Source organism: Lysinibacillus sp. NPDC092081, from assembly GCF_044755845.1.
Classification (GTDB): domain Bacteria; phylum Bacillota; class Bacilli; order Bacillales_A; family Planococcaceae; genus Lysinibacillus.
Map to the genome: position 1 here is coordinate 291,426 of NZ_JBIVRU010000003.1, position 14,997 is coordinate 306,422.

Here is a 14,997-nt window from a genome sequence, read left to right on the forward strand (position 1 = left end):
ACGGTAGCAGAGCGAAAGTGACGGATTGAACGTCATTCCAACATTTGAGAAAGATCTTATTTTCAAATCTCTTGTTAAGAAATGGTATTAATGGTATCATGTGAATATATTATATGAATATTCGTATAATATATTCGTAAGGAGGTATATACCTATGGCGAGAGGAAAAAAAGTTTTTTCAGAAGAAGATAAATTTCTGATTAAAAGTAAATTGAAAGATGAGTGTATGGCATTTTGGATTTCTCAGGGTTATAAAGAAACGAGTATTGGTGCATTTTGTAAAAAAGCAGAAATATCAACGGGTACTTTTTATAATTTATATTCAAGTAAGGAAGAACTTTTTTTTGAAGTGTTATATGACATTCAAGAAACAATTTATGGGGATTTTATTAAACAAATTGAACAATGCCCTGAAAAGTTCGGTTTTGAAACAGCAATTATCCAACTTTACTATGAATACGAAAGCAAACCATTTCTTTATGACGTAAAAACAACCGATTTCACATCATTTTTTAGTAAACTATCGGAGGAAATGAAAGAAAAACTAACATTTGATAGTAGTGATCTTTTTCGTACTGCAATTAAACGGGCAAATCTTAAATTAAAAGTTTCTGAAAAGTTAGCATTTTCGACTTTCAGCGTACTTCTTTCTAGTATTGCAAGTAAAGAAGGAATTTCAAAGGAATGTGATCATTTTGCCGCATTTCAATTTATGACAAAGCAGTTAGTAGCAAGTATCTTTGAGTAGGGGCTCTATTTCAAATATACAATAGGAGGAGAGCAATGAGTTTATTTTGGGGTATTATAGACTTTCTTAAAGGAACAACACCTTTCTTTATCGTGTTTAACATCATTGTAGCAATCGTTCTGCTGATCTTAGGGTTTATTTTATTATCCAAGACGAAAAAGGTTATCGGGATGGTTTGTTTATCAATTTCATTGTTAGCTTTTTTGGGCGCTCTGTCCAATGCTTTGTTTTCTTACATCGTATTTAAAAATTAGGGAGAAAGAGGGATAAACAGATGTTAGACAAATTACTCAATATCATGGATGCGGCTTGTAAATGGGGAAATAAAAATCTGGAGACTTCTATTCAATTCCCTAAACCCCGTAAAAAGTCCATTATATTTAGCGCTGTTTCAAGTGGAATTATTAGTAGTGCAATCCTGGTGTATGGACTTTTTTTAAATAAAAAATGGATTTTGTTATTTGGTGGACTTGGAATAATAAGCAGTGTTTTTATCTATCGACAAAGTGTAAAAAACGATTAGATAAGAAATATAATCTTTTTGTATAATAGTGAAGTAGAGGTTGGATAAATGCATATTTTAATACTTAAAAGCGCGAGAAATCAACGTTTCTAAAATTGATTTCTCGCGCTTTTAGGTTTTGACCAGTTTTGTCCCAGCTTCTTTATATGGCTACAGGGTATAAATTAGGAAAATAAATGGTTTTTGTTCGAACTATAACATAAAATGTCGATTTTAGAGTGGAGGCTGGACGCCCCCAAGAAAGCGCCCAGTCGTAAGGAAATCAATTTCACGTTATATTAAAGAAAAAGAATTTTGTCAAAGTGAAACCTTTTGATAGAGATATTGACTCTAAGTATTGAAAGGAGGAAACAGCATGGAACATGACTTATCAATCGTCAAACAGGCTATTGCAGGGAATAAGGAAGCGTTTGAACAGTTACTCATTCTAGAGGAAGAAAAACTATTTTATACTGCGCTTTCTTATGTTGGCCAAAAAGAGGATGCGTTGGATGCTATTCAAGAAGCAGCGTGTAAAGCCTATCTAACCGTGCATCAGCTAAAGCATCCTGAATTTTTCTCCACATGGCTGTTTCGGATTTTAATACATGAGTGCTACCGGTTACTAAAAAAAGGGCAAAAAATCATTCCTTACGAAGAAAGTGAATTATTAAATCGTTTACAGGAGCAAGAAAAAGTTATTGCGAATCCAATTGATTTATCGGATGCTATACAACATTTGAGTCATTCTCAGCAAGTGGCCATCATCTTATTTTATTATCACGATTTACCGATTAAAGAAATTGCAGAAATAATGGAAAAGCCTGTTAGCACTATTAAAACGTATTTGCATCGTGGAAAAAAGCAATTAAAGCGAGAATTAGAAAGGAGTGCAACGTTAAATGAAAAAGCTATTTAATGAAAACGGACCCCTTCCAGAATTCCCTAGAGATGAGGTGCGATCAGCAATTACCAAAGGAATCCAACAAGCAGAGGAGCAAAAGAATATGAGTCAAGCCCCTATTCAAATGAAAAGAAAAAGTAAACGTAAACCATTATTATATGTAGCAAGTACGGCAGCCGCATTTAGTATTATGATAGGTTCTGCCGCGTATGTATCACCAACTTTCGCAAGCACATTATCACAGCTACCAATTGTCGGGTCGGTATTCAGTAATTCTGGCTTACCCGGGCTAAAACAGGCGAGTGAACAAGGGTTAACAAGTACTATTGGAGAAAAACATACAATTAACGGTATTTCCGTAACGATAAATGAAGTCCTTTATGACGCGTCTATTATTACGGTAGGACTTACAATTGATTCTGAAAAGCAATTAAGTGATTATTACTTAGGGGCAGGACCGAACTTTACTATTAATGGTAAAAATCCTAAAGTAAGTTCTGGTGGCTATGGTGAAAAAGTTGTAAGTCCAACTGTTCGTACAGGCATCGCAAGACTTGAAGTGAAGGAGGACATGCCGGATTCCTTTGAAATGGGCTTAACGTTAGAAGGTAAAGAAGGGGAAAAATGGGAATTCTCAGTTCCTGTTAAAAAGATTACGAATACTATTGATGTTCCAGTTAATCATCAGCAACAAGCAGAGGGCATTCAACTGGATGTGTCCAAAATTTCATTAAGTCCAACAGGTATAGCTCTTGATTATAAAGCTACTGAAAAGGGCACAATTGATAATCCACATATAGGGGCATCGTTTATAGAATTCCGTATGACAGATGAACATGGCAAGGAAATTACATCGCATTCTGGTGGGTCAGAAGGTCATTTCGATAATGGTGCATGGGACTTTAGTAGCACCAAGTCCTTTGCCCCGATTACAGACGATGTTCAAAAATTAATAATTACACCGTATTTAGTGATTCCTTCAGGTGGAGGCGGTGTATCAGTTGATGTAGCCGGGGTAGAAACAAAAATTCCATTTAAGAAACCATCTGTAAAAGAAGTGAAGTTCCAACCATTTACAGTCGAAGTTCCGTCACAACAAAAATAATCAGGTAAGCGCCAAATACAACCTTTGTATTTGGCGTTTATTTTATGTTAGTTTATAGAAAGCAACTGAATGAAGGAGCGAACGGATTGAAAATTTATACATATAAACAACCAGCGGCAATTGAGTCAACAGAGGCAGTAGCAATTGTAAATGAAGCGGGGGAAGTATCGTCTACTGTTCAACGAGTTTATTCGAATGGCTTGAAAAAGGCGTTTGACCGCACAATGGACTATCGCTATTTTGTGCGTTTCGATGTCAGCGATGTCGCTGGACAGCCTCTTTTTACATGTAAAAAGGTGTCGCGTCGTGGCCGAGTGCATTTTAAAGGGAAGGATTTTGTCACAGGAAAGGACTATATGATTGCCTATGATGGTTGGCAAATTATGATCCCTGATTTAATCATTACAGATGGCGTCCAAAAAATAAATCTGAACAAAGAGATGGAGGACTGGTCCGTATTTTCTCTAGATGATCAGCCAATTGCACGCTGGCAGGCTACTTTTCGTGAAACTCATTTTGAGATTACCCTGCAAATTGAAGACAACAGTCCAATACAGCATGAAGCCTTTTTTATTGCGATCGGACAGGCAGTGTTGTTTGTAGGAGCGTAAGATGTCGATAAATTTGAAAAAGTGTCTGATAAAATGAAAAAGTTGGGCGATAAAACTAAAAAATGGCTCGATAAATGAAAACAGACCCTCAGCTGCTTAGAGGGTCTGCTTCGTTTAAATATCAAGCATTTCATTCGCTAATTTTTTACGACTAATCCAGTAACCTTGTAGCGTAAAGACAATAAGTGTCGCGCCTAAAAAGACGATACTCGTAACACCTAATGTAACGAAGTCATAAGATCCTCCGTCAATCGTAAACATTAATTTTGTAAATAGAAGTCCAAGAAATGTCCCAACAGCCAGTCCATAAAGTACAAAGGATAACACTTGCGTCAAAATCAGCTTGATTAATCCTCCCGGTGAAAGACCTATAAGCCGCTGAATCGCATAATCGGCACGTTTTGAGTAAATGGAGTGAAGCAGTGTTTGCAATACGCCGAGACAAGTAGCAGAAATTAAAATAACAAAGACTCCAACAAAAAGGCTCCAGCGCTGGAAGGTCATTTCATCGTTTTGTTTGATAAATGTCTCTTTATCAGTAATTTTTAAAGCTGGCCAACGCTCTTGTAAGTATGAGAGATCAGCTAATGCCTGCTCTGTATCATCTGCTTCCACCATTATTTTTGTAATGATAGTTGAATCAGAAGATACTAAAAAAGAAGACCAATCCACAAATAAATCTATATATTTAGTATAAGAATCAAGAGCTACATCAATTACTAGCAATTCACCAATTGGCACATTTTGTTGAAGTGTTTCATCAAATGTCCCTGCCATTATACGATCACCAACTGCTAATTGATGTTTTCTAGCAAATCTTTCTGTAATGATCACTCCATTTTTCAAATCTCCTTTAACAGCATCAAGCTTTTTTAATTGGACGTATTTTTCAACATCAATGGCCTCGAAGTTACTACCTTCTTCCCAGCCATTTTCGCCTTCAAGCGCGATCCAAGGTGCTTCACTTCGTGCATAGGCATAGGCCACATTCGGCAATGCCTCAATATCTTTTATTAGATCCGGTGTAATGGTTGGGTCATTTAATTCATTATCGATTTTAATCGATGTTTCATATTGAGAGTTAATATACTCATAGGAGCTTTGCTGAGCAGATTTAAATAAAGAGCTACCAAATATTAAAATGACCATTAATCCGATAATACTAAGTATAATCGGCATATTTCTTCGTACCTGTGGCATAAGCTGCTGACACGCTAAGTATGCTTCTTTGCCGAGCGCAGTACGAATAGGCTTCAATGTAATTTTGAATAGTGCTGTAAAGAGGTATGGCATTATATAAAGGAAAATTCCACTGACGAGTAATGTGCCTATTAAAATCATAAGTGCACCTTGTCCACTATTCTTTCCAACTTGATAAGCATTTAAAAACAAGAATAGGGACATGAACGCAACGCCACTCACAACAATCGTTTTCCATTTTGTCCATCGTAAACTTAAATTTTCATTCTCTGTTGCGATTTGTAAAGGTAATAGACTTGAGCTTTTATGAACTTGCCATTGTGTGATTAGCTGTAGCAATAAAAAACTTACAATAGCAATCACCAACACAAAGATCATCGGTAAATCAGTTTTTGCATCTGGCATTTTCATCAAACTAATGAGCTGTGGTAACCAACTTTTTATTATCAATAAACTGACCGCTGTCCCCAGCAATACGCCAACGCCAATGATTGTAGATAATTGCAATTGTACAATGCGTCCTACTTGCTTGGTAGAGGCGCCAAGTGCACGAAATACCATAAGCTGTTCTTTAATTTTGTAAAATAATAGCTGGAACGTTGATAGTAGTAAAACACTTGAAATAAGTAATATAAAGAATGAAAGTACAATCATAAAAATGATTAATGCTTGTAAATTTCTCTTAAATTCATCATAGTCACTCATGACATCTACACGTAATGTTTCATCAAGTTGTTTCAAATCTGTACCAACTGCGGTAGCCATATTATCTTCCGTTTTAATGAGTGCAAACATACCGGCTGTTTGTGCATTACTATTATTCATCCAAGATTTCAACACATCATTTTGCATAAGGATAAAATTAGGACTATCTGTGCCTTTAAGGGGTGGAAGGACTTCTTGGATCGTAAAGCTACCTGTATTTGTTTCAACAGAGTCTCCAACCGTTTTATTGAAAGTAACATTTAGCGTATCGCCGACCTCTTTGTGAAAAAGACGTGCCACATTTTCGGTAATCACAACTTCGTTCGGGCCAAGATCGACATTAAAATGATAGCGGCTTTTCACTAAGTCGTCGTTTTCCACACCAACTGTATAAAATGATGTATTTTTCTCATTTTCAACATTTGTTTGAGCTAGTGACACACTCGAAACTTTTGTAACACCAGGCCTAGCTTCGAAATTTTCGATTTGCTGTGAAGTTAACAGCCTATTTTGCTCGGGGTTATAGCCAACCATTAAATCCATTTCTCCAAATTGTGCTTGTATGTCTTCTTTCATTTGACTATGGGCATTCCATATGTAAACACTCATTGTCATGACAAGGCAAATGGAAATGGTAATAATACTAATACTCGTTAATACATTGGCCCATGCTGCACGAAATAGCTTCAGAGCAATGGTACGCATCGTAAACATTACACATCACCTCTAGTAATCAGCTTGAACTTCGCTAAAATACAATCTAAATCCTTCGCTGTTTGCGTATTTTGATAGGAATCCACAATGGCACCATCATGGAAAAATAATACACGATCTGCATAAGTCGCAACATAAGGGTCATGTGTCACGAGTAACATGGTTTGATTCATATTTTTTTGCAAGTCTACTAACAGCTCTAAAATTTCATCAGTCGTATTCACATCCAATGCACCCGTCGGCTCATCTGCCAGCAATATTGGTGGGTTTGCAATAATAGCGCGGGCTATGGCGATTCGTTGCTTTTGACCACCAGAAAGCTCATTTGGTCGATGCTTTGACCATGCAGCTATATTAAGCTTTTCCATCATTTGCTGTACCCGTACTTTGATCTCTTTACTCGGTATATCATTGAGGATAAGAGGAAGCGCAATATTATCTTCAACTGATAAATCCTTCAACAGATGGAATGATTGGAAGATAAAGCCGATATTCTCTTTGCGGAATTTCGATGCTTTTGGCTCTTGATAAATATCATGCGCTTCCTTGCCAAATAAGAATAACGCACCTTCAGTCGGTTCATCGATGGCGCTAATCATATTGAGTAGTGTGCTTTTACCAGAACCGCTCGTCCCCATAATGGCAACCATTTCACCTTGATAAATCGTACAATGGATATTTTTCAATGCATTGACCGTATGATGCTTTTGTTGAAAGATTTTTGACATCCCTTCGATGCGTAACACTTCTGTTAAACGTCCTCCGGGGATTGGAATCGCATTAATAACTCCTTTCAACGGATTGAACCCATTCATCTATATATGCCCCCTTTAATTGTTGTCGTAAAGCTTGTAAGCCTCTGCGAATATGAGTTTTTACAGTGCCCTCAGGACATTGTAAAATCACTGCAATATCCTTTACCGAGTAGTCCTGATAAAAACGTAATAGTAAAGCCGTTTTGTATTTTTCCTCTAGCTTGCAGAGAGAATGCCATAAATCAAGTTCTTCTTCGATGTATGTAGGTGATGTACTATTGAGATCCTCTAATGTATGTGGTTCAACAAGCTGTACCGAGTTTTTCTTGGCAAGATAAGTTTTACAGCAATTAATAATAATGCGTATTAACCAGGTAGAAAAATATTGAGGGTCGTTTAATTTAGGTAAGCCCTCATATGCACGGATAATGGTTTGTTGAAAAACTTCTACGGCGTCATTTTCATTTTGGACATAAACATAGGCCATTCGATATAACTTATCTTGCTCCTGCTCTATAAGCTGGTAAAAGGCTTGCTCATCTCCGTTGTGTGCTAATTGTACTAATGATTCTTGCTTTGTAGTAATGAAAATCGCCTCCTTCCGACTATTAGACTTGGCAAACCATCACTTCGATTCAACTTTTTTTATTTTATGGAATTAAGTGGGTCATCACCAGAACGTGGGGGATGATTTCCGTTCCGACTGGGGGTGTCCGATGAGCCACTTTTGTTGTTGTTGTTGTTGTTGTTGTTGTCGCTTTGCTTTCGCACAGAAAACATCTGCTGAGCTCCAGGGTCTCGGGCCAATACGAAGTTGTTGTTCACGTAGGCGTTATCACAGGACGTAATGTTTTTAGCCTTCGTTCCTCTATCGCTAATGACAAAGAAGTAGCTCAGTCTCCACGCCAATCAACTTATATACAAGTGTCATCTCAAACTTATTGTGTTGTTCCAATTTAATAGATAAAGTCCAATTTATGGTGAAAAATTAATTTATTGCTATAATACCATTAATTAGAGTGGTGGTTATGGAAGTTTATAGAAAGTAAACCAAAATAACCGATAAGCTTGTTTTAAGGAGGAAATCTAGATGAAGAAAAAGCCTATTTATGTGGAGGTGGATATACGAGCATCCATCGACGAGGCTTGGAATTATACCCAAAATCCTAAGCTGCATGAGCAATGGGATTTACGTTTTACTTCTATTACATATATCGATAAAAAATTTCCTGAAGAACCTCAGCGCTTTACCTATGAAACGAAGGTGATGCCGGGCATATCAGTTAGTGGCTGGGGTGAGAGTAAAAGAGAGCATCATAAAAAAGATGGCACGAAAACATCCTCGTTACATTTTGGTACACCCAAAAAAATATCCCCAATCGCTGAGGGGAAAGGATACTGGCAGTATATTCCTAATGACAAGGGGCTTACATTTTTAACTAAGTATGACTATGATGTTCGCTACGGAAAACTAGGGAAATTATTTGATGGCGTGTTTCGTCCCGTAATGGGCTGGGCAACAGCTCTTAGTTTCGACGTTTTAAAAAGATGGCTTGAACAAGGAGAAAATCCTTTTTCACAGTATCGTCGCTTCTTTGTAACAATGCTCATTAGTGTGCTTTTTTGTTTTGTGTGGTTGTACCACGGTCTTGTACCGAAAATCATCGTACAACATCCAACTGAGGTGATGATGATTGAGGAATTACTAGGTGGGGATTATAGTCAGTTGAATGGATCAAATAACACTAGCCAAATAGTAAACTGGATTGGACTTGCAGAGATAATCTTTGCGCTTTGTTGGCTATTGCCTCGAGGAAAGCGTTTATTGTTTGGAGTGCAAATATTGCTATTTCCATTATTAACATTGGGTGCCGTTCTAGCAGATAAAACAATTGTTACTGCTCCATTTAATCCTGTAACACTTAATGTAGCATTATGGGTATTGTCCATTATCGGGTTGATTCTTAGTAAAGATATGCCTAGTGCCAAAAGCTGTAAACGAAAGCGAGGAGGAACAACATGACGATTTATCAAACTTTATTAGGCGAGGACTTTACTCGACTCCATCCAATGCTGCAGAAGCGTTATATGTTACCTGTAGATCAGCCTTTTTATGCTACTGGCGTGATGCATAAAATTGAGTCTGGTGCAAAGTGGCTGCGTCCTTTTTATGCGATAGCTACCAAAACTAAATTCCTGTTTCCTGAATCAGGCGACGATGTTCCATTCTCAATTTGTAATACTTGTCGAGTATTGCCAAGTGGAGAACTTGAAGTGTTATGGGAGCGTACTTTCAATTTTTCAAACAGAACTAGACATTTTGATGCGAGGATGACGATTGATCCAGTCCGAAAAATAGTCAAGGATTACTTAGGATCGCCAGCTCTTTTTTATTCAGATTTGCATTTTGCCTTGACACGTGAGGGGAAATTGGTCATTCGCTCTGGGGTTCAACGATTTGTAGTTTCCAAAATGGAATGTCCAATACCAAAAATATTAGAGGGGCGTGTTATCGTCGAGGAAGGATTTGATGACAAAAGGAATGTGTTTACGATTCATGTGTCCATCCATAATCCATTGATAGGGAGGCTAATGATGTATGCTGGAGAATTTACGCAACAATCTATGTAGTCCAGTCCTAGTATTAGGTCTTATACTGTCGGTCGTTTGTTATTTGTTTAGCCCGCAGCCTGAATATATGTTGCTACTCACAGTTGCACAGCTGATCTTTGTACCTGCGATGGTGAAAATGGTCATTCCCTTTAACAAAGCCGGCGATGCTATTATTGTCGCGATGATGCTTGCTATTACGATGCTACATTGGTGGTTTGAAGGTTGGATAGCAATCGTTCTCGTACTTATTTATGTTCTTTATACGGCGTTTATAGCTATACAAGGTGTGAAGCGATTTTTACAGCGAGGCTTTACAAACATGGCGGAGATATCAATTGACGTGGGGCTTATTTATATATTGATCGGTGGACTATGGTTTTTTGCTTTTATCGCAAACATCGATACAGGCTTTTCATCGTTAATAACGTGGTTAACAGCCATACATTTTCATTATTCAGCTTGTTTATTAGCTATTTCTATAGGTCTTTTTGGGCGAATACATAAGAGTAGTTGGTACAATGCAGTCGTTGTTATTTTATTGACAGGCCCGCTTCTTGTTGCAATAGGTATAACGTTCTCTACAATAATAGAAATTATTTCAGTGACACTTTATATCGTTGCGATTTACAGTTTATTTTTCCTTGCTCTAAAAACGAAACTTCCTCGTGGACAAGGTTTACTGTTACGCATTTCCTATGGGTCTCTATGTATCACGATATTATGGTCGTTTATATATGCATTTGGATATGTAGGGATACCAGAAATGCTAAAATTCCATGGATTAATGAATGGTATTTTCTTTGGTAGTGTAGGGGTACTAGCTTGGGCTATAGCTATTCCCGAAACTAAATTTCAACCATTTCATTTTCCAGTTAGCCAAATTAGGGGAAAATTGCGAGAACGAAAAGACCCGCACCCAGGTTTAGTCGATGCGCTTAGTGACTTTGTTGATACGACAAAGCTGCCACACATCATTCCACATTTTTATGAAGAAACCAATCAGTATCGTTTAATGGCATCTGTAAAGTGGAAAAGCTGGTTTAAACCGTTTGCTTTGATTTATCAATGCTTAAGTCGCTTCATGCAACAGTTAAATTTACCCTTCTCCAGTAAGCAAATTGAGATGACAGGAATGGTTGTTAAAGTAGATGAGCTACACGATGGACGTCTAGCTCCACGTGCATGGATTCGTAAAATAGACAAACAAACAACCTTTGTCGCAATCTATTCAAAGCATACAACAGGACAAACCACCTATATGAATATTGCACTTCCACTACCTTTTTCAACAATGATTGGGGTGTTACATTTATATGAAGATAATGGTGCTTTATATTTAACGAGTAATCACGATGGGGATGCTGGGATTTATTTAGCCATTAACCGTTTTTTATTTCAACTACCTTTACAGGAGCATTTTAAGATATAGGCAGAAGATGAAACAACACTAACAGCTGTGCACAAGATGCGTATTTTCGGTCTTCCTTTTTTAGAAATTAACTATCAAATAATAAGAGAATAGATCCTTATTGAAGGAATCTGCCTACCTTTACTAGAAGGTCATATAGACACAATAATAAAGGGGTGATTCGTTGCGATTAACTAAAGGGATTTCAGGTTTTAATGCAGACCATTTAATTGAACAGGATATGCGATCTTTCCAGTCGATGGTTTATCATTTAGTTACAAGTGAACAACGAGCAAAAGTTTTACAATTTATTGATCAGCCTCATTTTGTTTATATGCAAGCGGTGATTCAACTAGAAGATGAACGTTTGACGATACTTCATCAAAGACTGATGCCTTATATTGCGTTTGCTAAATTTGATGAAGAGCTAAGCTTTCAATTTTTAACAAAAGCTCAATTACACAAATATTTTCCGATGCGTAAATGCCTTACTGCCGATACATTAAACACATTGTTGACGCAAGATAAGGAGCTGCACAGTTTGTCTGAGGTGGAATGGAAATACATTTCATACTTTGATAGTGAAACAATCGGAGAAGTTATGTTTAATTATTGGGATTAATATTTAAATAGAAGGAACAGCTTACTTTTGAGGCTATTCCTTTTTTGCACCAAAAGCCCTACTTTGGGATTATTGGGGTAGTTCATATGTCTGAAAATTATGGCTTTTATAAACCGCTGAAAATTACATAAATATCAACTAGTTATTTCGTTTAATCTAGAAAAAATTCCAAATCAATCCAAACTTAGCTCAAGAGTGTTAGATTACTAATGGTGTGCAAATTATGACAGTGCACATTAGATTGCATTTGGAAAATAAGGAGAATTTGAAATGAATTTTAAGTCAATTAGTAAAAGAATCGTTTTTTCCTTCAGCATTGTAGTAGCAGTAGTGGTTTTATACATTGGTTACAATATTTATGCAGTCAACCAAAGCAACAACGCAACGGAACAAATTATTGATGAAGAAATGCAATTACTAATTACAGATTATGAGGAAGCCCAGACCATTGGGCTAAGAATCGCGGCAGCTAGAGGGTATATACTTTCTGGTGATGAAAAGTATAAGAAAATTTTTGAAGATAATGTTAAGCGTGCTGATGAGAATGAGAAACTACGTTTAGCAATATCAGAGACAGGTGATTTCAACAAATTTGCAGAAATGGCTAAAGAATGGAGCAGTTATGTTGAAAAAGAAGTTTTTACTGTTTATGACCAAGGCCAAATTGAACAAGCAACAAAAAATTTAGCAACTATGAGTGATAAGGCTACGGAAATACGTGAAGGCTTTGAGGGATTAGCTGAGCATCGTAAGCAATCGATTAATGCGACTGGTGCAGACATTGTCAGTGCAGGCGAGACTAAGCAGCTTACAGGTATAATCGTCGGTATTGTAATTGTTATTGTTTCCATCATGATTGCATTGTTAAGTGCTCGAAACATTTCAAAACCAATCATCACTTTGACAAATCGTATGCAACGAATTACTGAGGGTGATTTAAGTGAACCTGCACTTATTGTAAAATCAAAAGATGAAGTAGGTCAGCTGACAGCAGCGACTAATACGATGTCCGATATTTTGAACAGTTTATTAAAGCAAATTCAAACAGTCTCCAATGACGTAGCTGCGCATAGTGAAGAGCTTATGCAATCAGCAACAGAGGTGAAAACTGGTACGGAACAAATTGTCGACACAGTCACTGAAATCGCAAGTGGCACAGAAGTGCAGGCAAGTAATGCATCCGATGTAGCTACAACAATGACAGAATTCACATTGAAGATGACAGATGTCAATAATAGCAGTACGGATGTTCAGCAATATTCCCAAAATGTCATGGCTTTAACGAAAGAGGGTCAAGGTTTAATGGACGCATCTACTGAGCAAATGACATCCATTCATCATATTGTGAAGGATGCTGTATATAAGGTAGACGAACTAAGTAAACAAACACAGGACATTTCAAAAATCGTGGCAGTGATTCAGGATATTGCAGCACAAACGAATTTACTGGCGCTTAATGCAGCTATCGAAGCGGCCCGAGCAGGGGAGCATGGTAAAGGATTTGCGGTCGTTGCAGATGAGGTTCGTAAACTTGCTGAACAAGTAGCCATCTCAGTGGACGATATCACGGACATTGTACAAAAAATCCAACAAGAATCTAACATGGTGACATCTTCACTGGAAAACGGTTATCAAGAGGTTGAAAAAGGTACAATTCAAATTGCCTCTACAAATGATACATTCGGCCACATTGCAGAGGCAGTTTACTCGATGTCAACAAACATTGATAGCATGACGACAAAGCTAGAAGACATAGTACAAAACACTGTCAATATTAATAAATCAGTGGACGAAATTGCTACTGTATCAGAACAATCCGCTGCAGGCATACAAGAAACTTCTGCCACGATCGAACAAGCAGCAAGCTCGATGGATGAAATCAAAAACAGTTCATCCAATTTAGCGGACATGGCAGAGAAACTCAACGACCTCGTTGGGAAATTTAAATTGTAATTAAATTTATAAATACAATCAGCAAACGCTACAAACAAAAGCGGCTGACGAAACATCATTAAATTTAAGCACCGTTTGGATTTTGAGCAATTGTATTACTAATGAAAAGAATAATGAAAATCTGTTAAACCAGCAATTGACAAGAAAATTGTGATTGCTGGTTTTATTTTATGATGTGGTTAAGAAGGGAGGATGAAATCAGGAGATATTTTTACCAATTAAATGCTGGTGTCTCTTTTCTTATAAATAGAACTTAATAAAATTACTTCTTTAGTTTCTTCAAGATGAATTTTTTATTGGATATTTATGCTAAAATTAGCGTGAAGATTTTGAAGAAATTTGTGCATATGAACGGAACAGGCTGGAAGAACTTTCATTTGAATGTTGGAGGTTATTTAATGACAATAGACAAATTTTTAATGAATGTAAAAACATTGATAAAAATGTACTCAGAAGGACATCTTGGTGGAGAAACAATGCCTGAAGATGTTTTAATTGGCATTGTACCAAAAGAGGATTTACTTGAAGTATTAACGTTAGCTATGGCTTTAAATTATCAAAGAAACTCTTATACTCTGTGGGAATCCGTTGTTAAAGCTTATCAAGATGAAGTAACAAAGTGGATATTTGACCTCAAAATTGTGGTAAATAGCGACTTAAATGTCTTACGAGATGCATTACTCCTCCATCGTGTAGGTTTGCAACCAAATCGACATCCGGAGATTTGGCAACGTGTAGCAAAAGGAATTGTTAATTCTTCAGCACAAGGAAATGTACAAGGTCTTATCCAATCTGTTCAATATGATATTCATTCTTTGAAAGAATTGATGCAGAGTTCTCGAAAATCTGATTTTCCGTATCTTTCTGGGCCTAAAATCTTTAATTACTGGGTTTATGTTCTTGAGAGCTATACAGATATTCATTGGAAGTCGCGTGAACTTATTACAATAGCACCAGATACCCATATTTTGCAGGCTACTGTTAAATTAGGATTATGCCCTGAAGATGTATTAAATGGTAGTGCTGCTGATAGGAAAGTGGTTGCTAATGCTTGGGAAAGAGCGCTCAGTGGTACAGGAATTGCACCGATTGATGTCCATACACCTTTATGGCTATGGTCTCGAGCTGGATTTCCTTCGCTAGTAGATTCTTAATCA

At 37.1% G+C, this 14,997-nt stretch carries 15 protein-coding genes; 12 read left to right on the plus strand and 3 right to left on the minus strand.

Features of this window, described 5'->3' with window-relative positions; translation table 11 throughout:
- Window positions 1-154: 154 nt before the first annotated feature.
- The 6 genes from ACIQLB_RS08710 (at window position 155) to ACIQLB_RS08735 (ending at window position 3,870) form a co-directional block, all read left to right on the plus strand.
- Complete coding sequence (locus ACIQLB_RS08710; protein ID WP_400723849.1) at window positions 155-748, plus strand: TetR/AcrR family transcriptional regulator; 594 nt, start codon at window positions 155-157, stop codon at window positions 746-748.
- 35 nt (window positions 749-783) lie between these two features.
- A complete protein-coding gene (locus ACIQLB_RS08715; protein WP_400723852.1) occupies window positions 784-1,002 on the plus strand; it encodes a hypothetical protein in 219 nt (72 codons plus the stop codon).
- Between the two features lie 20 nt (window positions 1,003-1,022).
- The gene (locus ACIQLB_RS08720; protein ID WP_400723855.1) at window positions 1,023-1,271 is read left to right on the plus strand and encodes a hypothetical protein; all 249 of its coding nucleotides are present in this window, start codon (window positions 1,023-1,025) and stop codon (window positions 1,269-1,271) included.
- 355 nt (window positions 1,272-1,626) lie between these two features.
- On the plus strand, window positions 1,627-2,169 hold the full coding sequence (locus ACIQLB_RS08725; RefSeq protein ID WP_400723858.1) for a sigma-70 family RNA polymerase sigma factor: 543 nt from the start codon (window positions 1,627-1,629) through the stop codon (window positions 2,167-2,169).
- A complete protein-coding gene (locus ACIQLB_RS08730; protein WP_400723861.1) occupies window positions 2,153-3,259 on the plus strand; it encodes a DUF4179 domain-containing protein in 1,107 nt (368 codons plus the stop codon). The genes ACIQLB_RS08725 and ACIQLB_RS08730 overlap by 17 nt, the downstream gene beginning before the upstream one ends.
- 86 nt (window positions 3,260-3,345) lie before the next feature.
- Window positions 3,346-3,870 (plus strand): tubby C-terminal domain-like protein, encoded by a 525-nt coding sequence (locus ACIQLB_RS08735; protein WP_400723863.1) that lies wholly within the window; start codon window positions 3,346-3,348, stop codon window positions 3,868-3,870.
- Between the two features lie 114 nt (window positions 3,871-3,984).
- Here the strand turns inward: ACIQLB_RS08735 and ACIQLB_RS08740 are convergent, their stop codons facing one another.
- From ACIQLB_RS08740 to ACIQLB_RS08750, 3 genes are read right to left on the minus strand one after another with little or no spacing between them, the layout of a single operon-like run.
- A complete protein-coding gene (locus tag ACIQLB_RS08740) occupies window positions 3,985-6,489 on the minus strand; it encodes an ABC transporter permease (protein ID WP_400723866.1) in 2,505 nt (834 codons plus the stop codon).
- Window positions 6,489-7,217 (minus strand): ABC transporter ATP-binding protein, encoded by a 729-nt coding sequence (locus ACIQLB_RS08745; protein WP_400724056.1) that lies wholly within the window; start codon window positions 7,215-7,217, stop codon window positions 6,489-6,491. The genes ACIQLB_RS08740 and ACIQLB_RS08745 overlap by 1 nt, the downstream gene beginning before the upstream one ends.
- 52 nt (window positions 7,218-7,269) lie before the next feature.
- Window positions 7,270-7,836, minus strand: coding sequence for a sigma-70 family RNA polymerase sigma factor (locus ACIQLB_RS08750; protein WP_400724058.1), 567 nt, complete (start codon window positions 7,834-7,836; stop codon window positions 7,270-7,272).
- 498 nt (window positions 7,837-8,334) lie between these two features.
- Between ACIQLB_RS08750 and ACIQLB_RS08755 the strand changes: the two genes are divergently transcribed.
- The 6 genes from ACIQLB_RS08755 to ACIQLB_RS08780 all read left to right on the plus strand — a co-directional run bounded on the left by ACIQLB_RS08755 (window position 8,335) and on the right by ACIQLB_RS08780 (window position 14,994).
- The gene (locus tag ACIQLB_RS08755; RefSeq protein WP_400723869.1) at window positions 8,335-9,267 is read left to right on the plus strand and encodes a DoxX-like family protein; all 933 of its coding nucleotides are present in this window, start codon (window positions 8,335-8,337) and stop codon (window positions 9,265-9,267) included.
- Window positions 9,264-9,875, plus strand: a complete 612-nt coding sequence (locus ACIQLB_RS08760) for a DUF4166 domain-containing protein (protein WP_400723872.1) — start codon at window positions 9,264-9,266, stop codon at window positions 9,873-9,875. The genes ACIQLB_RS08755 and ACIQLB_RS08760 overlap by 4 nt, the downstream gene beginning before the upstream one ends.
- Window positions 9,844-11,286, plus strand: a complete 1,443-nt coding sequence (locus ACIQLB_RS08765) for a YndJ family protein (protein ID WP_400723875.1) — start codon at window positions 9,844-9,846, stop codon at window positions 11,284-11,286. The genes ACIQLB_RS08760 and ACIQLB_RS08765 overlap by 32 nt, the downstream gene beginning before the upstream one ends.
- Before the next feature lie 163 nt (window positions 11,287-11,449).
- Entirely contained in the window at window positions 11,450-11,887 is a 438-nt protein-coding gene (locus tag ACIQLB_RS08770; RefSeq protein ID WP_400723878.1) for a hypothetical protein, read from the plus strand.
- A gap of 270 nt (window positions 11,888-12,157) precedes the next feature.
- Window positions 12,158-13,840 (plus strand): methyl-accepting chemotaxis protein, encoded by a 1,683-nt coding sequence (locus ACIQLB_RS08775; RefSeq protein ID WP_400723881.1) that lies wholly within the window; start codon window positions 12,158-12,160, stop codon window positions 13,838-13,840.
- 398 nt (window positions 13,841-14,238) lie between these two features.
- Window positions 14,239-14,994, plus strand: a complete 756-nt coding sequence (locus tag ACIQLB_RS08780; RefSeq protein WP_400723884.1) for a hypothetical protein — start codon at window positions 14,239-14,241, stop codon at window positions 14,992-14,994.
- Window positions 14,995-14,997: the final 3 nt, after the last annotated feature.